Genomic DNA, 18,304 nt, shown 5'->3' on the forward strand with positions numbered 1-18,304 from the left:
GGTTTCTACTCTTTCTATCTAAACTTTAGGGATTCATTATAGCACACTTGTTCGCCTTGTTTCGTTACAACCGCAAGTAGCAAGGCATCATGATATCATGAAGACAGGAGGATGATTAAAATGCAAATTGAACCTTTAATTACCACGTTTCAAGAAGTGCCCGTAGCAACCACCCCCGAAACGCTTCGGGTGGCACTCGCTAACCACCAGTTAACTCCCAGCCGGGGGTTAATTGCTGAAACCGTCCGGTATCTTCACGAACACGAAACTAGCTTAGACGTTCTGGTCAGCGCTGCTCCTGAGCGCAGTGAGTGGAATGATGCCGAGTTAAACCTGATGGAAGCAGACCTGTTTACCTGTCAGGAACTCGGCGCAGACGGCGTCATCATTGGGGCGACTACGAAGGCCGGCCAACTTGATTACGAGGGCTTAGCCGTTTTAATTGGCGCCGCTGACGGCATGGAACTCTTCTTTTCACCGGCGATTACCCAGCTTCCAGAATCAGAATGGGCCACTGCCTTTCAGTGGCTGAGCGAGCAACAGTTTAGTGGCATCGTTGCCACAGATCATTTAACCGCGTTATCTGAGGCCCTCTCCGCCTTTCCGACCTTACAACTAATTCCACTGGTTGCAAGCGCGGAGGAGCAGGCAGCCGTTAATAACCAGTTACACCCCCACCGCATCATCACACCCCTTAGTTGATGAAACAAAAGAGCTTTCCTAACCGGGAAAGCTCTTTTTTGGTTGCATTAACTGTCGCAACTCAGCTGGCCACGGGGTGGTGACCGTAATCATTTGCTGCCCTAACTGATCCCAAAAGGCAATCCGGTAACAGTGAAGCGCCTGGTGGTCTAACTCATGGTTGGTAGGGTTATACAACCAGTCCCCCACTAACGGTAATCCGAGGGCGGCAAAGTGAACCCGAATCTGGTGGGTGCGCCCCGTGTGCAGGCGAATTTTAACCAGCGTGTGCTGGTCAGTGCTTGCAACCCGCCAAAATTCAGTTCTGGAGTACCGGCCGGTCGCTAAGACCATGCGGGCTAAAAACGACCCTGGTTTTCGCCCAATCGGCAACACAATGGAAGCATGCTCGTTGACGACCCGCCCCGTTACAACGGCTACGTATTCCTTGCGCACGCGATGCTGTTGTAACTGCCGGTCAACCAAGGAGTGCGCGAAACTATGCTTTGCAAAGATCACGGGGCCACTGGTCCCCCGGTCTAAACGGTTCACGACGTGAATGACGCGATTTTCAGTTTCTTTTCGACAATAATACCCGAGCACCCGGTTCACCAACGTATCGTTAGGATACAGGTGGGAAGGCACCGTTGCCACGTTCGCGGGCTTGTTTACGATTAAATAGTTATCATCCTCAAACAAAATCTGCACCGGGTGGTGTGACACCTGCAGGTGGGGATTTTGGGGTTCGGGAGGCAAGCAAAGCGTAATTCGATCACCCGGCTGCAGCATCGTGTGGGGATACCGGGGTTGCTGATTAACCAAAATGGCGCCCCCATGAAACTTGATGCGTTTTAATTGTGAACGAGTCACGCCGCGGTGCTTCAAAAAGGTGTGTAGTTTCAGCGGGCTGGGTTGGTGATTAACCCAGTGAAACTCAGTCATTCAGATCTTCCCCGATAAAGGAATTCCCGACCCGCTTCCAGAAGTGCGTGTGCCGGTACTTAGCAAAGTAAATCCGGCGCTCAGAAATTCGGTAGGTAATCGCCTTAATGGGCCGGTCTTTCACTAATAATTGATCACAGGTTAACACGTTGTGCAAAGAGACATTCGGCACAATGGTGAGTTCTTCTGAAGGCGGAATAATGATTGGGGAACCAATCGTCCGAAAGACCCGGTTATTAATCGAGGCCATTTCAGCCACTTGCACCGCGTTAAACTTCGGCGAGATGATCGCCCCACCGACTGATTTGTTATAAGCAGTTGAACCGGTGGGCGTTGAAATACAGAGCCCATCGCCCCGGAAGTTTTCAAATAACTGATCCTTGATGTAAATCTTTCCAACCATCGTTCCAAACAGTTTTTTCACCGTGGATTCATTTAGAGCCAGCATGTAATCTGGTTCCCCCTGGTCGGAATACTCCACCTTAATGTCTAGGAGCGGATAACTAACACTCTGCCCGTTATCCCGTTCCAGACTGGAAACCAGCTGTTCTACCTCGTTATCCCGCCAGTCCGTATAAAACCCCAGGTGCCCCGTGTGCACCCCCACAAAGCGGATTTTTTCTACTAGATCCTTATAATGGTGAAACGCCGATAGGAGGGTTCCATCACCCCCAACCGAAATTACAACCTCGGGATTTAACTCATCCAGTTGCAATTGTTGGGAGTTATTAATTAGGTTCGACAATGACGTTGCTACCTCTGTAGACGTCGGATTGTCATTACCAAAAATTGCAATGCGCATCATTGTTCTCCTTTATCATCCTTTGTTGCTTCATCTGCATCTGCATCCGCAGCCGCTAGTTCATGATGAATTTGTGACATTTCCTCATCGAGTTTAAACGCCGTCTCAGAGGCTGCCTGCAGCCGTTGATGTACATCTGGTGGAAAGACATCCGGATGTTTATAGTTGAGTGAATGTTCTAACGTTGCCCAGAAGTTCATGGCGAGGGTCCGGATCTGAATTTCCACAAGAATCTCACGCTGCCCCGTCACCAGTTGCAACGGGTACCGAAACACGATGTGATAAGAGCGGTACCCACTCTCCTTTTCGTTATTAACGTAGTCTCTCTCCGACACAATCTCGACGTCATTGCGACGGCGCAGTAGTTGCACTACCTCATAGACATCGTCTAGAAAGGGACACATGATTCGTAAGCCACAGAGATCTTCCATATCTTCCGTCAGCCGCTCCGGCGTAATGTTACGCCGTTTCATTTTTTCTTGGATGCTTGCCACCGATTTAATCCGACTCGTGACAAATTCAATCGGCGAGTGCTCATCTTGGAGCTGAAACTCCTTCCGAATTCCGCGTAGTTTTACTTTCCATTCTTTTGCGGCTTGTTGGTAGGGAAACAAGAGTAACTCCCAATTTTGCGACACAAAACCACCTCATTTACAGTTGATACTGTCATGATACCATAACCACCCCGCACGCTTTTAACTTTCAGAGACAAAATCATTGAATTTTGGGCAAAATTTGGTATTCTTGATAATGCATCTATATTATAAAGTTTGTCTTAAAAACCTTAAAAATTCAGAAAGGAGCGTTCGGGATGATTGAAATGTACTTATTTGTTGCGCCAACCTGTCCCAGCTGTCTCACAGCGGAACGGGCAGTTACCAAAGTAGCTGACGGCTTAACACAGAAAGTCCGCGTCAAGTTCATTCCCTATCTACAACTTGGTGTCATTAACAATTCCGAGCAACAAATTGATTACCAAATAATGTTAGATTACAAAGCAGCGCTCTTTCAAGGGTGTAAAAAGGGACGGATGTTCCTCCAACACTTACAAACCCAAATCATTAATCAAAATCAGGCTTATTCTGAAGCGTTGGTTAACGACGCTGCAAAAGCCACTCACTTGGATTTAGAAATGTTCCAGGAAGACCGCCACTCTGATTTACCGCTATCAGCGTTCAAATCAGACCAAGCCCTCATCCGTGAAATGAACGTCCCCAGCCACGATAACTTGGTTATTTTTAACTGCTCTAGCTGTGCCAACGGTTTACTTGTTAAAGATTTAGATTATGATCATTTACATAAACTCTGTGACCAGATGGAACAGCAAATGCAACCAGCAACGGATAATCCCAACCTGCGGGTGCTTTAAAAAGACTAGCGTATGCTAGTCTTTTTCTTTTGCCTTAATTGCTCGTTCCTTTTGTTGTTCATTCCCAAACCAGGTTATCGGACGAAGCTGCTTCACCTGCGTTCCCTGCCACCGAATAACTTGCTGGTGCTGAAGCACGCCAATAAAGGCCAGCACCATGGCTTCAAGGACTGGTCGTGGCGCTTTGACTAGGGGCACCTGCACGGCCCTAGCGAGTTGGTCAACGACCACGGTTAGATCAAGAGGGTGTTGTTCTAAGGCTAACACGCACTCGACCCGCCAACTAAGCCACCAATTATAGGTCTGAAACGGGGGCACCCGGCGAGGATAATGACATGCGATTGGGCAACCTTGCAGTAAATGATGGGCTTGATAACAACGACTTTGTATGATCAACCAGGGCGACCGCTTCCAGCCTAATTGACGCCCAATCCAGCGGTTAACCGCACTTAGCGACGGATTATGCCAGGCCACGGCCTGGGATTGTTCCCAAAAAGTGGTCAACGCGTCCCAGGTGGTAAACTGGCGCTCTTGAAACGTCAATCGTTGGTCAACCCAGCTTAAGTGGTACCGCAACACGAATCGCTGTTCGTGAACTAGCAAGAACACTAAATAATACCCAATTGTCCGCCGGTAAGCCACAAATTTTAACACACTGGATGCTTCTGGCCGGCGTTGCCAATAAGCACGCCCGAGGATCCATTCAGAATGAATGGCACACTGTCGGTAGCCTTGCACCCGCTCTGTGAGACGCGTCAGTGAAATCGGACTGCATTGAAATTCCAGGGCGTTGCCGGGTGGCAAGAAAACGTCGGGACGCTGTTTAATGGTCGGTAAATACCATTCCAGCACTGCCCTGGTGCGATGACCGCCTTGGTGCCACAAGCAGAGCTTCCCCTGCAGGTGTTCGATTGTCTCTGGGGCTCCCCCCAGACAAGCTTGCCCTGTCCGATGGGCAAAGTGAGCGATTTTAATCCGCCCCCGCTTTAAAATTACCGGGGTCTGACACCCGGGACAGACATAGTTAGATCCGGATGTGGCTTGGGTCGCTAAGACCCGGTGACCATTTTGCAACGCAATTAACACAATCAGCACCCTTAGTTAAGGTACGAAAAAAGGAATCCCAGAACGGATTCCTTACTGAAAATATTTAGTTAAGGTACTAACGGCCTGTTGTTGAATGATGGGCGTTGCCGCTTGCTCCAGCTGATCAGCACCTACAGGACTTAATTCCCCGAATTCATAAAATAAACTGAGTTGGTCGTCAATTGCATCCAGTTGGACTTTAATCTCATCCCAACTCGGCGCAACGTTGTCCGGCAAAATTTGATAATGTAGCACTAGGTAATACCGGTCGTCCTGTTTGTACAGGGACGTGGTCACGGTAACCCCATGAATTTGCAGGGGCTGCTTTACCGCCTGAATTCCACTAAGCAGGTCTTCGAAACTGGCAAACTCAATCGGAACGACCCGGGTCAAATTGTTCGTGTCAAAAACATCCACAGCAGGATGTTTTTCCTTGAGCTTTTCAAATTTATCCTTCGATTCATCAGACGCAAAGTTAACGTTTGCTTCCGTCAGTTTGGAAACCAAGCGGTCGTCCTTACTGATGATCATTTCAAACCCATTGTGGGCTGGCAATACCTGAAACGAGACTAAATCGTTATTTTGAAATTCATGGTCAACGTCAACTTCTTCAAGGATTTGGTAGAAAAATTGTTCGACCTCCTCTTGATTGTCCATTAATTCCAGTAAATTAACGTCTCGATCCTTCAGGTCCTGATTAGTTACCCAAACTTTAATCGTATTTTCATTTGTTTTTTCAAATTTCAAAACGATCCCTCTTTACTAATTTAAATATTAATGACTAGACCAGTTTCTGGTAGGTGTACCGGAATTTGATTGTGACTGGCTGCCATGGTCTCCCGTTGCAAGCGGTCCCGATCTATTGATTGGGGTAAATGACTAATCAACAGATTATGAACCTGCGCATTTAGGGCTAATTTTCCAACTTGGGTGGTGGTCATATGCCACATAGTGCCCGTGTGATCGGCAAAAAAATTGGTGTCAGCAATTAATAAATCGGCATCCCGAGCAAAGTCCCCGAGGGCTGGAAAATCCTTTGAATCAGCAGTATAAACCAAAACTTTTCCCGTGTCACGTTCTTTGATTCGAACCGCAAAGGCCGGCACTGGATGTTCGGTTCGTAAAAACGTGAGCTCAAATGGTCCAATCTCATTCTTTTGATCCGGCTGAAAGGCATGCTTTTCGGTGGCCCCAGGCCAATCAAGGGCGGCAAAGGCCGTCTGTTCTAACGAATGACCATAAATTGGGAGCAGATCAGTATGATACCGTTCAGAGTGAAGCTGCCAGTCATATTGTAAAACCCCCACGTCAGCAACGTGATCGGCATGGTAATGGGATAGTAGTACCGCATCAAGTTTTAACGGGTTTAAGACGTCTTCTAACGCCAGTAAGACCCCACTTCCACAATCCAACAACAGGTTAAACTCCCCTGCTTGTAACAAGTACCCACTCGTTGCCGTGTGGTCAAATGGATAGCCACCATAATAACCTAAAACCGTTAATTTCATTATTTCATCCCCACTTAAAATTCTTTTCCCTTTTAACTTAACCTACTTTATTCTAAACTAAAAGTAATTAAATGATTGGAGGATTATGATGATTTCACAAATTTCTGTTACCTTTGGCTCCCAAGCCATTCTAGAACAGATCATGCACAAGTACCCCGAACGCAACCTAGCGCTCTTTTCAGCAGCTGGAAACGCCCACGGAATGCAGTTAGTTGATTATTCTGGATTAGATTCAATCTTTACTTCTCCCGTGGTGTACCGGGTGAATGCCCATGCGGGGACCGATGACTGGACTCATTACATTGACTACATCGAAGTTAACCCAGGAAAGGATCAACGTCAGGTGCTCGATGCCCAGATCACTAACTTTATGAGTAACCCAGATACCCCTAAGGGACTGACAGGGGTCTACTACCTCACTGCCGCTGATAACAGCGATAGCCGAATTCTATTAACCCTGTGGAATGATCACTATGATTGTCTCCAGTGGGAAGATGGCACCCAAAATGCGTTCATTGCATACGATAACTTTAAAAATGATCCTGGGGCTGATTACCACGAAGTCGGTTACCAACGGTTTCAACCAAAAGCATAAAAAAAGAGAGATGAATTACTTCATCTCTCTTTTTTGGACGGTCCGTACGAGACTCGAACTCGTGATCTCCTGCGTGACAGGCAGGCGTCTTAAACCGACTGGACCAACGGACCAAAATTGCGGGGGCTGGATTTGAACCAACGACCTCCGGGTTATGAGCCCGACGAGCTGCCAGACTGCTCTACCCCGCGATAATTAAAAAATGACCCGTACGGGATTCGAACCCATGTTACTGCCGTGAAAGGGCAGTGTCTTAACCACTTGACCAACGGGTCATAAAAAACGGAGAAGGAGAGATTCGAACTCTCGCGCCGCTTACGCGACCTACACCCTTAGCAGGGGCGCCTCTTCAGCCACTTGAGTACTTCTCCATATGGGCCTAAGTGGACTCGAACCACCGACCTCACGCTTATCAGGCGTGCGCTCTAAACCAGCTGAGCTATAGGCCCAAAACAAAAGCGGGTGACGAGAATCGAACTCGCGACAATAGCTTGGAAGGCTATGGTTTTACCACTAAACTACACCCGCATAACATATTAAAATAATGAAACAAGTGGCGCGGGACAGAATCGAACTGCCGACACACGGAGCTTCAATCCGTTGCTCTACCAACTGAGCTACCGAGCCATGGTAAGCGGTCCGTACGAGACTCGAACTCGTGATCTCCTGCGTGACAGGCAGGCGTCTTAAACCGACTGGACCAACGGACCAAAATTGCGGGGGCTGGATTTGAACCAACGACCTCCGGGTTATGAGCCCGACGAGCTACCAGACTGCTCTACCCCGCGATAATTAAAAAGGAGGATGAGAGATTCGAACTCTCGCGCGATTTGACTCGCCTGACGGTTTTCAAGACCGTTCCCTTCAGCCAGACTTGGGTAATCCTCCATCAAACAAAAACAATTATAACACATGAAAAATACGGCCGTCAAGTTAATCTTGACCAATGGATCTTGTAGGACTCGAACCTACGACCGGACGGTTATGAGCCGTCTGCTCTAAACCAACTGAGCTAAAGATCCAAGACCTAATCGCGGCGGAGGGAATCGAACCCCCGACCTCTCGGGTATGAACCGAACGCTCTAGCCAGCTGAGCTACACCGCGATTGATAGGTAATCATTACCTAAAATAGATATTAAAATATCTAATCGGGAAGACAGGATTCGAACCTGCGACCCCCTGGTCCCAAACCAGGTGCTCTACCAAGCTGAGCTACTTCCCGAAAAATGCACCTAGCAGGAGTCGAACCTGCAACCTTCTGATTCGTAGTCAGACACTCTATCCAATTGCGCTATAGGTGCATAAATGCCGAGGACCGGGATCGAACCGGTACGGTCATTACTGACCGCAGGATTTTAAGTCCTGTGCGTCTGCCAATTCCGCCACCCCGGCAAAAGGTGGTACAAAGCGGAAGACGGGATTCGAACCCGCGACCTCCACCATGGCAAGGTGGCGTTCTACCACTGAACTACTTCCGCATAATGCCGACTAGAGGATTCGAACCTCCGACCCCCTGTTTACAAGACAGGTGCTCTGCCAACTGAGCTAAGTCGGCATATGCATAACTATTAAAATAATGAGCCGTGGCAGGTTCGAACTGCCGACCCTCTGATTAAAAGTCAGATGCTCTACCGACTGAGCTAACGGCTCAATATGGAAGATACAGGGATCGAACCTGTGACCTCCTGCTTGTAAGGCAGATGCTCTCCCAGCTGAGCTAATCTTCCAAAACGCGTGGCAACGTCCTATCCTCGCAGGGGGCGATCCCCCAACTACTTTTGGCGTGCTAAAGCTTAACTTCTGTGTTCGGCATGGGAACAGGTGTATCCTTTAGGCTATCGCCACCACACTTCTGAGTGAACTTCGTTCCCTCAAAACTAGCTAATATTATTTTCTGCTGAGTCACCATTGCTCTTCCTTGGTTAAGTCCTCGACTGATTAGTATTAGTCCGCTTCACGTATCACTACGCTTCCACTTCTAACCTATCGACCTGATCATCTTTCAGGAGTCTTACTTCCATATAGGAATGGGAAATCTCATCTTGAGGCGAGTTTCACACTTAGATGCTTTCAGCGTTTATCTCATCCATACATAGCTACTCAGCAATGTGCCTGGCGGCGCAACTGATACACCAGCGGTATGTCCATCCCGGTCCTCTCGTACTAGGGACAGCTCCTCTCAAATTTCCTGCGCCCGCGACGGATAGGGACCGAACTGTCTCACGACGTTCTGAACCCAGCTCGCGTACCGCTTTAATGGGCGAACAGCCCAACCCTTGGGACCAACTACAGCCCCAGGATGCGATGAGCCGACATCGAGGTGCCAAACCTCCCCGTCGATGTGAACTCTTGGGGGAGATAAGCCTGTTATCCCCAGGGTAGCTTTTATCCGTTGAGCGATGGCCCTTCCATACGGTACCACCGGATCACTAAGTCCGACTTTCGTCCCTGCTCGACTAGTCAGTCTCGCAGTCAAGCTTGCTTCTGCCTTTACACTTACAGAATGATTTCCAACCATTCTAAGCAAACCTTTGAGCGCCTCCGTTACTATTTAGGAGGCGACCGCCCCAGTCAAACTGCCAACCAGACACTGTCTCCGAGCACGCTAAGTGCTCAGGGTTAGAGTGTTCACATAGCAAGGGTAGTATCCCACGGGTGCCTCCACCGAGACTAGCGTCCCGGTTTCAATGGCTCCTACCTATCCTGTACAAGCTATGTAAACACCCAATATCAAGCTACAGTAAAGCTCCATGGGGTCTTTCCGTCCTGTCGCGGGTAACCTGCTTCTTCACAGGTATCTTAATTTCACCGAGTCTCTCGTTGAGACAGTACTCAAATCGTTACGCCTTTCGTGCGGGTCGGAACTTACCCGACAAGGAATTTCGCTACCTTAGGACCGTTATAGTTACGGCCGCCGTTTACTGGGGCTTCATTTCGAGGCGTCGCCGAAGCTAACCTTTCCACTTAACCTTCCAGCACCGGGCAGGCGTCAGCCCATATACTTCATCTTACGATTTTGCATAAACCTGTGTTTTTGATAAACAGTCGTTTGAGTCTCTTCACTGCGGCTGACCTGACGGTCAGCACCCCTTCTTCCGAAGTTACGGGGTCATTTTGCCGAGTTCCTTAACGAGAGTTCTCTCGCTCACCTGAGGATACTCTCCTCGACTACCTGTGTCGGTTTGCGGTACGGGTAGTTAATTACTAACTAGAAGCTTTTCTCGGCAGCGTGACATCGGTTCCTTCTCTACTTTAATTTCGATCCTCATCATCGCTTGTCAACCCGGTGAGAAGCATTTCACTCCTTACCTGACTTACGATTTGAACATACCTTTCCAATCGTATGCTAAACCTAGCCTTCTGCGTCCCTCCATCGTTCAAACATAATTAACTAGTACAGGAATCTCAACCTGTTATCCATCGCCTACGCTTCTCAGCCTCGGCTTAGGTCCCGACTAACCCTGGGAGGACGAGCCTTCCCCAGGAAACCTTAGTCATTCGGTGGATCAGATTCTCACTGATCTTTCGCTACTCATACCGGCATTCTCACTTCTAAGCGCTCCAACAGTCCTTCCGGTCTGCCTTCATTGCCCTTAGAACGCTCTCCTATCACGCAACGTAGTTGCGTCCGCAGTCTCGGTAATATGCTTAGCCCCGGTAAATTTTCGGCGCAGAATCACTCGACTAGTGAGCTATTACGCACTCTTTAAATGGTGGCTGCTTCTGAGCCAACATCCTAGTTGTCTAAGCAACTCCACTTCCTTTTCCACTTAGCATATATTTAGGGACCTTAACTGGCGGTCTGGGCTGTTCCCCTTTCGACGATGGATCTTATCACTCATCGTCTGACTCCCGGACATAAATCAATGGTATTCGGAGTTTATCTGAACTCAGTAATCCAAGACGGACCCCTCGCTCAAACAGTGGCTCTACCTCCATGATTCTAATTCCGAGGCTAGCCCTAAAGCTATTTCGGAGAGAACCAGCTATCTCCAAGTTCGTTTGGAATTTCACCGCTATCCACACCTCATCCCAGCACTTTTCAACGTACACGGGTTCGGACCTCCGGTGCGTATTACCGCACTTTCATCCTGGACATGGATAGATCACCTGGTTTCGGGTCTACGGCAACATACTAATTCGCCCTCTTAAGACTCGCTTTCGCTACGGCTCCGCTTCTTCGGCTTAACCTTGCATGCAACTGTAACTCGCCGGTTCATTCTACAAGAGGCACGCTATCACCCCTTAACGGGCTCTAACTGCTTGTAGGCACATGGTTGCAGGAACTATTTCACTCCCCTTCCGGGGTGCTTTTCACCTTTCCCTCACGGTACTGGTTCACTATCGGTCACTAGGGAGTATTTAGCCTTGGGAGATGGTCCTCCCGGATTCCGACGCCGTTTCACGTGTGGCGCCGTACTCAGGATCCTGAACTGAGGGAATTCAATTTCGCTTACGAGACTATCACTCTCTTTGGTGCAGCTTCCCAACTGCTTCAGCTATCAAATTCTTTTGTAACTCAAATGTTCAGTCCTACAACCCCGAACCACGAAGGTTCGGTTTGGGCTATTCCCAGTTCGCTCGCCGCTACTATGGGAATCGAAATTTCTTTATCTTCCTGTGGGTACTTAGATGTTTCAGTTCCCCACGTCTACCTCTCCGCAGCTATGAATTCACTACGCAGTGATTAGTCATGACACTAATCGAGTTTCCTCATTCGGAAATCTCCGGATCAAAGCTTACTTACAGCTCCCCGAAGCATATCGGTGTTAGTTCCGTCCTTCATCGGCTCCTAGTACCAAGGCATTCACCATGCGCCCTTCTTAACTTAACCTATAATCCTGCGGATTATAAATCATTGAGTTTAGCGATCAAACTATTAAAAAACTCAAATTACACAATGGTTGTTCTCGGTTGAAATTATATTAACAATATAATTCTTACAGAAAATAATATTATCTAGTTTTCAAAGAACCAAGCGGTACTAAAGCTAGTACCAATGGAGAATAGCGGGATCGAACCGCTGACCTCCTGCTTGCAAAGCAGGTGCTCTCCCAGCTGAGCTAATTCCCCAAAAGGTTAAATTGTAATGCCGAACCCGTCGGCGATGGGCCTAAGTGGACTCGAACCACCGACCTCACGCTTATCAGGCGTGCGCTCTAAACCAGCTGAGCTATAGGCCCAAAAAGCGCGGATATCATGTGAGAGTAATCCTCTCAAAACTAAACAAGACTTTGATCGGTGTAAGGTTCCGTATTATTCCTTAGAAAGGAGGTGATCCAGCCGCAGGTTCTCCTACGGCTACCTTGTTACGACTTCACCCTAATCATCTGTCCCACCTTAGGCGGCGGACTCCTAACGGTTATCCAACCGACTTTGGGTGTTACAAACTCTCATGGTGTGACGGGCGGTGTGTACAAGACCCGGGAACGTATTCACCGTGGCATGCTGATCCACGATTACTAGCGATTCCAACTTCATGCAGGCGAGTTGCAGCCTGCAATCCGAACTGAGAACGGTTTTAAGAGATTAGCTTGACCTCGCGGTTTCGCGACTCGTTGTACCGTCCATTGTAGCACGTGTGTAGCCCAGGTCATAAGGGGCATGATGATTTGACGTCATCCCCACCTTCCTCCGGTTTATCACCGGCAGTCTCTCTAGAGTGCCCAACTGAATGCTGGCAACTAAAGACAAGGGTTGCGCTCGTTGCGGGACTTAACCCAACATCTCACGACACGAGCTGACGACAACCATGCACCACCTGTCATTCTGCCCCCGAAGGGGACACCTAATCTCTTAGGCTAACAGAAGATGTCAAGACCTGGTAAGGTTCTTCGCGTAGCATCGAATTAAACCACATGCTCCACCGCTTGTGCGGGTCCCCGTCAATTCCTTTGAGTTTCAACCTTGCGGTCGTACTCCCCAGGCGGAATGCTTAATGCGTTAGCTCCGGCACTGAGAGGCGGAAACCTCCCAACACCTAGCATTCATCGTTTACGGCATGGACTACCAGGGTATCTAATCCTGTTTGCTACCCATGCTTTCGAGCCTCAGCGTCAGATGCAGACTAGACAGCCGCCTTCGCCACTGGTGTTCCTTCATATATCTACGCATTTCACCGCTACACATGAAGTTCCACTGTCCTCTTCTGCACTCAAGTTTCCCAGTTTCCGATGCACTTCTTCGGTTAAGCCGAAGGCTTTCACATCAGACTTAAAAAACCGCCTGCGCTCGCTTTACGCCCAATAAATCCGGACAACGTTTGCCACCTACGTATTACCGCGGCTGCTGGCACGTAGTTAGCCGTGACTTTCTGGTTAGATACCGTCACGCCGTGAGCAGTTACTCTCACAGTCGTTCTTCTCTAACAACAGAGTTTTACGAGCCGAAACCCTTCTTCACTCACGCGGCGTTGCTCCATCAGACTTTCGTCCATTGTGGAAGATTCCCTACTGCTGCCTCCCGTAGGAGTATGGGCCGTGTCTCAGTCCCATTGTGGCAGATTACCCTCTCAGGTCTGCTACGTATCATCGCCTTGGTGAGCTATTATCTCACCAACTAGCTAATACGCCGCGGGTCCATCCAAAAGCACTAGCGCCAAGGCCAGCTTTCAAACTAAAACCATGTGGTTTTAGTTGTTATACGGTATTAGCATCTGTTTCCAGGTGTTATCCCCTACTTCTGGGCAGGTTACCCACGTGTTACTCACCAGTTCGCCACTCGGTCCGATCTAAAATCCAACCCGTGCAAGCACGGTTTTTCAATTAGGAGACCGCGTTCGACTTGCATGTATTAGGCACGCCGCCAACGTTCGTCCTGAGCCAGGATCAAACTCTCATTTTAAATGAGAACTTTACTAGCTCTACTTGATTTGTTTCTTAAAGCGAATTGACTTCGCAATTGTTTAATTTTTAAACTTCCGTCTAAAAATTCCTTACACTTTTGTAATCAAAATCTTGTTCAGTTTTCAAAGAACTACTCAGTTATCAATCACTTGACAACTTTATTATCATACGACGATTAAGTTTAAAAGTCAACTGTTTTTTTCGATCCGTTTGGAACTAACAGGTGACCGCCCTTAACGACATGAATAATCATATCAACTTCCCTCAGGTTCGTCAATACTTTTTCAATAAAAAAAGACCTGCCGGTTAAAGCAGGTCTTAAAACTAACTATTTAAGCTCTGGTGCGTCCGTTTGAAAATCAGACACGGTCGATTTACCACCGTTTTGGTCAACTAAATCGGTCTTTTCTTTCTCATCGGTTTGTTTCAGTTTCTTTAACGCTGGTTTCTTGCTGTAATTAAAGGCCTTCTTATTGACGTCGTGATAACCCTTAATTTTATGGAACCGCAATAAGTCACCATAAACAACCTTATCTGAGTTTGATAACGCGCCATTTACATAGTCTTGCATCTTGGCAATTTCTTGTTTCTGTTCCCCATTCGGTCGTAATTCCGTTCCCGTTTTGGTGTCATACACGGTTGAGCCAACCTTGGTGTACTTCGGACTGACAAAGTCACCATTTCGGAACGGCACAATCTGGTTATTATCCTTACTGGTAAGGTCCTGACCAAATTGGATCATGTTTTGGTTATTAACCCCTAATAAGTGCAACAGGGTTGGCAGGACATCAATTTCTCCTCCGTAAGTGTGGTCAATGCCCCCTTGAATGTTGGCACCGTTAATCATAAACGGCACCTTTTGGAACTGGGCCAGGTCATACTTATTCACACTCTTCTTATTCAGGAGCTTAGCAATCGCTGGCCGGTGGTTATTAGAGATTCCGTAGTGGTCCCCATACAGAACCACCACACTATTTTTCGCTAAGCCACTCTTTTGTAAGTAGGCTTCAAACTCCCCAAACGCTTGATCCAGGTAGTGCGCGGTTTGAACGTAAGGATCCACGGTACTATCGCCCGTCGTTGCGGCGGGAAAGTCTGTGTTTTGTTTGTCAATTTCATACGGATAATGATTCGTGAGGGTAATTAACTTCGCATAAAATGGTTGTGGAAGTTGCTGAATGTACGGAATGCTTTGCTTGAAGAAGATTTTATCCTTCATTCCGTACCCAATGTTGTAGTTTGGCTTGTTCTTATAGTATGCCTCACTAAAGAAGTAATCGTATCCCCATGATTTATAGGTATTATTCCGGTTCCAGAAGGTCGGAACATCCCCATGGAAGGCTGCCGTTGTGTATCCCTTTTGGTCTAGAATTGACGGCGCAGCCTGGTAGGTATTCTGACCCCCATAGGTAACCATTGCCGAACCCTGGGGCAGTCCGTACAATGAATTTTCTAACATCATCTCAGCATCAGAAGTTTTCCCCTGGGCCACCTGGTGGTAGAAATTATCAAACGACAAGGTGTGTTGATCGTGATAAAACTTGTTGATGTTCGGAGTTACTTCCTTACCATTCACCTTATAATCAATTAAAAACTGCTGGAAACTTTCCAGGTGAATGATGAAGACGTTCTTCCCCTTTTCCTTACCGTAGTAACTAACGTTCGGACTAGCATAGTTATTCTTTACGAACTTTTGCACGCTCTTTAAATCAGTGGCCTTGGCCTTTGACCTAGTCGTTGACTCTTGGTGCGTTTGGTAAGCGCTAAAGGCCGCATACTCGTTCAAACCGAGGTACTTAACGATGTAGTTATTGTCAAAGGTCCGAGTTAACAGACCCGACCGGTCGGCATTTGCCACGTTGTATTCTGCAAACATCAGTACCAATGACAAAATGGTAATCCCCACGGCATACCGTAATTTGAGGGGCTTCTTACTAATTTTAATGACCCGGAAGAGCAATAACAGGATCAAAATCACGATGTCAACGTACACAATGAAGTCGGTGGGTTTCAGAATTTCTAAAAAACTCTTCCCCAAGTTATTCTGGACGTTTCCCGTCCCCTGAATAATCCCCATCGATAAGAAGTCGGAAAACTCCCGGTAGTACAGGATGTTTGCAAAAATCCACGTTGACTGTAAAAAGTCGATGATCAGCATCAGCCAGTAGGAGAGCTTGCCCCGAAAATACAGGGCAATCCCAAACAACAGCATTGCTGACGGGATGGGATTGACGGCCAGCAAGAATTCCTGCATCCCCCCGGAAACCCCCAGCGTAAAGTCCGTCTTATAACAATAATAGGTTTTTAGCCAAAAAAGAAATACAACTAGGCAATAAAACCCAATCGTTGTATTAAAAAATTGGCGGATTCGTTTCAAAAAAGCAGTCATGCTTGTTTCCTCCATTTTTTCCGCTTAATCATGTTTAACTTTGGCCGGTTTCGGCTTAACAATCAACGCTACGAGTCCTAAGACTAACCCTAAATAATAAGTCAACAAGCGCCACAGAATCATGGCAAGCGCCAGCTTACTGGAACTGTGGATATAACTGCCAAACAACTTTTCAAAGCTGTATTCAGCACCCCCAGCCCCACCGGGAATTGGAAAGATCGAAATCACTAGGAAAATCAGAACGTCTAAACTGGTCACCATCACCACGTTTGCATTGTAATAGCCCAACGCAAGCATCACAAAGTAAGGAATTAGGTAATAAAAGAACAGCTGGAGAAAGGTTAATCCACAAACCTTCCCCATCAGCTTCCATTCGTGGGCGATCCGCACACTTTCATAGTGAAAATTATCAATTTTTTCGTTCAACGTTTGCTTCCAAGCTTGGTACTTTTGTTCGCTTACAAACCAGCTAACGATTTTAAAACACCAGTTAATCACCCTTTTGGTCATTGAATACCAGTACATAATCATTAGCAGGCCGACAATCACCACCACGTGGATTAAAAATCCAAACAACACAAAGATGGCCAACGAGTGCACCGTGTCGATGAGGTAGTGAAACCCAATGAGTAGACTGACAACAAAGTTCAGCACGATCATGGCTTGATAAACCACGAACTTCATCAGTAAAGCGGAACTAGCCTTCCCTCCGTCCACGCCGGCTTGTAAGAGCACTACTAGCTGAGCCGGTTGCCCGCCAGAAGAAAACGGCGTGATGCCGTTAAAGAGTTGTTCTACCAAGGGGACCCGAATCGCATTGCGAAACGAAAAGTTCGGGGTACTACTTTTCACGAGGACGTAAGTTACCACCGCCTCCAAGAAAAAGTAGAGCAAAATACATCCGAGCGCTACTAACAACCACCCGGGATTAATTGATGAAAGATCATGAATTAAAACGCTAAATTGAATGTCACGCACTGCGTACCAGGAAATCAGTACACCAATGGCGAGCATGATCAGTAGTGAAATTTTATTACTTCTCGACATGGGATTTTCCTTTCGCATTCTCAATCTGCGCCTGCTGCAGATAAAAATCATGCCAAATGTGCGCTAGGTGGTCTTCTGAATAATGGTCAGACGCCGCCAATGCTTTTTGATGATATTGCTCCCACTCCGTTGGGTCCGTGGCCAACCGGTGCACCCAGTCGTTCATCTGCGCTACGGTCTGAGCGGGGGCATAATATCCCGCAATAATTTGTTGATACAGGGGTAAATCACGCAAAATAACTGGCAACCCACACGAAAAGGCCTCCAAAACTGACATTGGAAATAGCTCGTTATATGACGGTAACAAGAACACATCCGCCAAATTATAGTAGTCCACCAGGTGCTCCCGTTCCACAATCCCCGGGAAGCTCAAATTAGCGGGCGGATTTTCCACCAGCTGTTTCAGTTCACTGTACCCAGCGGTCATACTCCCAAACGAAAAGCCTCCGACCCAGATAAACTGGTAGTCCGGATTAGCTTGCGCTAGTTTAGCAAAGTCTAAAACGCCCTTGCGGGTCTGCACTTGTCCCGTACAAACTACCGTGAACCGTTCCGAATAGCCGTATTGTGTCCGTAAGCGGTGCTTTTCCGCCGTTGGAACCGGGTGAAACTCATCCTTACTTACAAAGTTCGGAATGTAGGTAATCCGGTCTTTGGGAATTCCGTAATTTTCGAGCTCTGGAATAAAGGTTGGATTGACCACGACAATTTGGTCCATGCGCCGGTAAAACGCAATTACATACCGGTAAAACAACTGTTTTAGTCCGACCGGTAGCTTCAAACTTTCTTCTAAAGTTTCCGGCAGAAAGTGCACATAGCCAATCTTGCGGCCCCGTTTACGGCTAAAGGTCGACAAATAAAAGGTCGGATTAATTGTATGGTAATGACTGATGTCCGCCCGGTTATAGCGATTAATCTCAATTGCAAATTCATTGGGAAAATGGGTCTTCAACAACCGAATTAGTTCGGTATACGCGCTCCCCACTCCCTGACCTTTAACCTTTGTCGCCGTTGAAAACATATCAATTTTCAGCATGAC

At 47.5% G+C, this 18,304-nt stretch carries 12 protein-coding genes, 21 tRNA genes and 3 rRNA genes; 3 read left to right on the plus strand and 33 right to left on the minus strand.

What is annotated here, in order from left to right; all coding sequences use genetic code 11:
- Positions 1 to 120 precede the first annotated feature (120 nt).
- Positions 121 to 702 carry a copper homeostasis protein CutC gene (locus tag M3M35_RS02395; RefSeq protein WP_252750430.1) on the plus strand — a complete coding sequence of 194 codons (582 nt, stop codon included), beginning with the start codon at positions 121 to 123 and terminating at the stop codon, positions 700 to 702.
- Between the two features lie 18 nt (positions 703 to 720).
- On the opposite strand, the gene M3M35_RS02400 is transcribed toward M3M35_RS02395, so the two are convergent.
- From M3M35_RS02400 to M3M35_RS02410, 3 genes are read right to left on the minus strand one after another with little or no spacing between them, the layout of a single operon-like run.
- Positions 721 to 1,623 carry an RluA family pseudouridine synthase gene (locus M3M35_RS02400; protein ID WP_252750431.1) on the minus strand — a complete coding sequence of 301 codons (903 nt, stop codon included), beginning with the start codon at positions 1,621 to 1,623 and terminating at the stop codon, positions 721 to 723.
- Positions 1,616 to 2,425 (minus strand): NAD kinase, encoded by an 810-nt coding sequence (locus M3M35_RS02405; protein WP_252750432.1) that lies wholly within the window; start codon positions 2,423 to 2,425, stop codon positions 1,616 to 1,618. Before M3M35_RS02405 ends, M3M35_RS02400 begins: the two co-directional genes overlap by 8 nt.
- Positions 2,425 to 3,063 carry a GTP pyrophosphokinase gene (locus M3M35_RS02410; protein ID WP_252750433.1) on the minus strand — a complete coding sequence of 213 codons (639 nt, stop codon included), beginning with the start codon at positions 3,061 to 3,063 and terminating at the stop codon, positions 2,425 to 2,427. The genes M3M35_RS02405 and M3M35_RS02410 overlap by 1 nt, the downstream gene beginning before the upstream one ends.
- Positions 3,064 to 3,236: 173 nt before the next feature.
- Between M3M35_RS02410 and M3M35_RS02415 the strand changes: the two genes are divergently transcribed.
- Entirely contained in the window at positions 3,237 to 3,794 is a 558-nt protein-coding gene (locus tag M3M35_RS02415) for a DsbA family protein (RefSeq protein WP_252750434.1), read from the plus strand.
- Between the two features lie 15 nt (positions 3,795 to 3,809).
- On the opposite strand, the gene M3M35_RS02420 is transcribed toward M3M35_RS02415, so the two are convergent.
- The 3 genes from M3M35_RS02420 to M3M35_RS02430 are packed head-to-tail and all read right to left on the minus strand — an operon-like array spanning position 3,810 to position 6,388.
- Positions 3,810 to 4,889 (minus strand): competence protein CoiA, encoded by a 1,080-nt coding sequence (locus M3M35_RS02420; RefSeq protein ID WP_252750435.1) that lies wholly within the window; start codon positions 4,887 to 4,889, stop codon positions 3,810 to 3,812.
- Between the two features lie 42 nt (positions 4,890 to 4,931).
- Positions 4,932 to 5,627, minus strand: coding sequence for an adaptor protein MecA (locus M3M35_RS02425; protein ID WP_252750436.1), 696 nt, complete (start codon positions 5,625 to 5,627; stop codon positions 4,932 to 4,934).
- A 20-nt stretch (positions 5,628 to 5,647) separates the two neighbouring features.
- The gene (locus M3M35_RS02430) at positions 5,648 to 6,388 is read right to left on the minus strand and encodes an MBL fold metallo-hydrolase (RefSeq protein WP_252750437.1); all 741 of its coding nucleotides are present in this window, start codon (positions 6,386 to 6,388) and stop codon (positions 5,648 to 5,650) included.
- A gap of 88 nt (positions 6,389 to 6,476) precedes the next feature.
- Between M3M35_RS02430 and M3M35_RS02435 the strand changes: the two genes are divergently transcribed.
- Positions 6,477 to 6,983 carry a hypothetical protein gene (locus M3M35_RS02435; protein WP_252750438.1) on the plus strand — a complete coding sequence of 169 codons (507 nt, stop codon included), beginning with the start codon at positions 6,477 to 6,479 and terminating at the stop codon, positions 6,981 to 6,983.
- Between the two features lie 38 nt (positions 6,984 to 7,021).
- On the opposite strand, the gene M3M35_RS02440 is transcribed toward M3M35_RS02435, so the two are convergent.
- The 27 genes from M3M35_RS02440 to M3M35_RS02570 form a co-directional block, all read right to left on the minus strand.
- Positions 7,022 to 7,096: transfer RNA gene (locus tag M3M35_RS02440), tRNA-Asp, on the minus strand.
- Between the two features lie 4 nt (positions 7,097 to 7,100).
- A tRNA-Met gene (locus M3M35_RS02445) sits at positions 7,101 to 7,174 on the minus strand.
- A 12-nt stretch (positions 7,175 to 7,186) separates the two neighbouring features.
- Positions 7,187 to 7,258 (minus strand) — tRNA-Glu (locus M3M35_RS02450).
- Between the two features lie 8 nt (positions 7,259 to 7,266).
- Positions 7,267 to 7,354: transfer RNA gene (locus tag M3M35_RS02455), tRNA-Ser, on the minus strand.
- A 3-nt stretch (positions 7,355 to 7,357) separates the two neighbouring features.
- A tRNA-Ile gene (locus M3M35_RS02460) sits at positions 7,358 to 7,432 on the minus strand.
- Between the two features lie 8 nt (positions 7,433 to 7,440).
- Positions 7,441 to 7,511 (minus strand) — tRNA-Gly (locus tag M3M35_RS02465).
- A gap of 26 nt (positions 7,512 to 7,537) precedes the next feature.
- A tRNA-Phe gene (locus M3M35_RS02470) sits at positions 7,538 to 7,610 on the minus strand.
- An 8-nt stretch (positions 7,611 to 7,618) separates the two neighbouring features.
- Positions 7,619 to 7,693: transfer RNA gene (locus tag M3M35_RS02475), tRNA-Asp, on the minus strand.
- A gap of 4 nt (positions 7,694 to 7,697) precedes the next feature.
- Positions 7,698 to 7,771 (minus strand) — tRNA-Met (locus M3M35_RS02480).
- A gap of 10 nt (positions 7,772 to 7,781) precedes the next feature.
- A tRNA-Ser gene (locus M3M35_RS02485) sits at positions 7,782 to 7,871 on the minus strand.
- A gap of 59 nt (positions 7,872 to 7,930) precedes the next feature.
- Positions 7,931 to 8,005 (minus strand) — tRNA-Ile (locus tag M3M35_RS02490).
- A 9-nt stretch (positions 8,006 to 8,014) separates the two neighbouring features.
- A tRNA-Met gene (locus M3M35_RS02495) sits at positions 8,015 to 8,088 on the minus strand.
- A gap of 44 nt (positions 8,089 to 8,132) precedes the next feature.
- Positions 8,133 to 8,206: transfer RNA gene (locus tag M3M35_RS02500), tRNA-Pro, on the minus strand.
- Positions 8,207 to 8,211: 5 nt separating this feature from the next.
- Positions 8,212 to 8,285: transfer RNA gene (locus tag M3M35_RS02505), tRNA-Arg, on the minus strand.
- Positions 8,286 to 8,290: 5 nt separating this feature from the next.
- A tRNA-Leu gene (locus M3M35_RS02510) sits at positions 8,291 to 8,376 on the minus strand.
- A 14-nt stretch (positions 8,377 to 8,390) separates the two neighbouring features.
- Positions 8,391 to 8,462: transfer RNA gene (locus M3M35_RS02515), tRNA-Gly, on the minus strand.
- Positions 8,463 to 8,466: 4 nt separating this feature from the next.
- A tRNA-Thr gene (locus M3M35_RS02520) sits at positions 8,467 to 8,539 on the minus strand.
- A 22-nt stretch (positions 8,540 to 8,561) separates the two neighbouring features.
- A tRNA-Lys gene (locus tag M3M35_RS02525) sits at positions 8,562 to 8,634 on the minus strand.
- A gap of 4 nt (positions 8,635 to 8,638) precedes the next feature.
- Positions 8,639 to 8,711 (minus strand) — tRNA-Val (locus tag M3M35_RS02530).
- A gap of 5 nt (positions 8,712 to 8,716) precedes the next feature.
- Positions 8,717 to 8,833: ribosomal RNA gene (rrf, locus tag M3M35_RS02535) — 5S ribosomal RNA — on the minus strand.
- 69 nt (positions 8,834 to 8,902) lie between these two features.
- Positions 8,903 to 11,818, minus strand: a 23S ribosomal RNA gene (locus tag M3M35_RS02540).
- A gap of 166 nt (positions 11,819 to 11,984) precedes the next feature.
- Positions 11,985 to 12,057: transfer RNA gene (locus tag M3M35_RS02545), tRNA-Ala, on the minus strand.
- Between the two features lie 35 nt (positions 12,058 to 12,092).
- Positions 12,093 to 12,167 (minus strand) — tRNA-Ile (locus M3M35_RS02550).
- An 84-nt stretch (positions 12,168 to 12,251) separates the two neighbouring features.
- Positions 12,252 to 13,827: ribosomal RNA gene (locus M3M35_RS02555) — 16S ribosomal RNA — on the minus strand.
- Together the 16S, 23S and 5S rRNA genes with 21 tRNA genes alongside form the textbook arrangement of a ribosomal RNA operon.
- Before the next feature lie 330 nt (positions 13,828 to 14,157).
- Entirely contained in the window at positions 14,158 to 16,218 is a 2,061-nt protein-coding gene (locus tag M3M35_RS02560; protein ID WP_252750439.1) for an LTA synthase family protein, read from the minus strand.
- 24 nt (positions 16,219 to 16,242) lie between these two features.
- Positions 16,243 to 17,265 carry a lysylphosphatidylglycerol synthase transmembrane domain-containing protein gene (locus tag M3M35_RS02565; RefSeq protein WP_252750440.1) on the minus strand — a complete coding sequence of 341 codons (1,023 nt, stop codon included), beginning with the start codon at positions 17,263 to 17,265 and terminating at the stop codon, positions 16,243 to 16,245.
- A complete protein-coding gene (locus M3M35_RS02570; protein WP_252750441.1) occupies positions 17,252 to 18,301 on the minus strand; it encodes a glycosyltransferase family 4 protein in 1,050 nt (349 codons plus the stop codon). The genes M3M35_RS02565 and M3M35_RS02570 overlap by 14 nt, the downstream gene beginning before the upstream one ends.
- Positions 18,302 to 18,304 lie beyond the last annotated feature (3 nt).

The organism is Fructilactobacillus myrtifloralis (assembly GCF_024029335.1).
In the GTDB taxonomy this organism is placed as follows: domain Bacteria; phylum Bacillota; class Bacilli; order Lactobacillales; family Lactobacillaceae; genus Fructilactobacillus; species Fructilactobacillus myrtifloralis.